Origin of the sequence: Bradyrhizobium uaiense, assembly GCF_010811875.1 — a bacterium.
Taxonomy (GTDB): Bacteria; Pseudomonadota; Alphaproteobacteria; order Rhizobiales; family Xanthobacteraceae; genus Bradyrhizobium; species Bradyrhizobium uaiense.
Window position 1 is genome coordinate 1 of sequence record NZ_VKHP01000571.1, and the last position, 562, is coordinate 562.

Here is a 562-nt window from a genome sequence, read left to right on the forward strand (position 1 = left end):
GTCTTCGCAGTGCCTTTGAGGATCGAGTGGGCAAGGTGTGACTGAGGACACAGTGCGGGTCTACCGGCTACGCCGGGGGGCTCATGGTGCAGTGTTGTGGTTTCGGGGGTGAGCCGAGCCGCTGGGTAGGTAGGTAGGCGAGCGGGTGCGCGTTTGAACGTCACATCAGTTATTTTTTTTTCAAGCAGAAGGCGGCATACGAGATAAGGGGTAACGTTCCATGTCGCGTCTTTCCAGGTCGGTGCTGGCCGGTGTTGCTGTCTTGCCTTTCCTTTCCCTCGGTGTGAGTGCTGCTGCGCAGGCCGCCGTGGCCCCGTTGACTGGCGCTGAAGCGCTGCAGCAGTTCAACCTGGTGGTGCTGGGTAATGCCACCTCCAATTCGCACGTGGATGGCCGGGCCTGGATTGGCGGTTCGGTGACGGGCGGTGACTACGTGCAGCACTCCGGCAGCACGCCCGCATCGAACTATGCCGGTCTGACCGTGATGGGGACGGCGAGCGGTCTGCATGTCAACGGACTGGGCTCCTATATTGGAGGCTCCTTCGTCGGCTCCACCGTCAAC

The 562-nt window shown here is 61.4% G+C and carries 1 protein-coding gene; it reads left to right on the forward strand.

Features of this window, described 5'->3' with window-relative positions:
* Window positions 1-220 precede the first annotated feature (220 nt).
* Window positions 221-562, forward strand: a 342-nt coding sequence (locus FNJ47_RS46530; RefSeq protein WP_163163532.1) for a collagen-binding domain-containing protein, incomplete at its 3' end; no start/stop codon positions are given.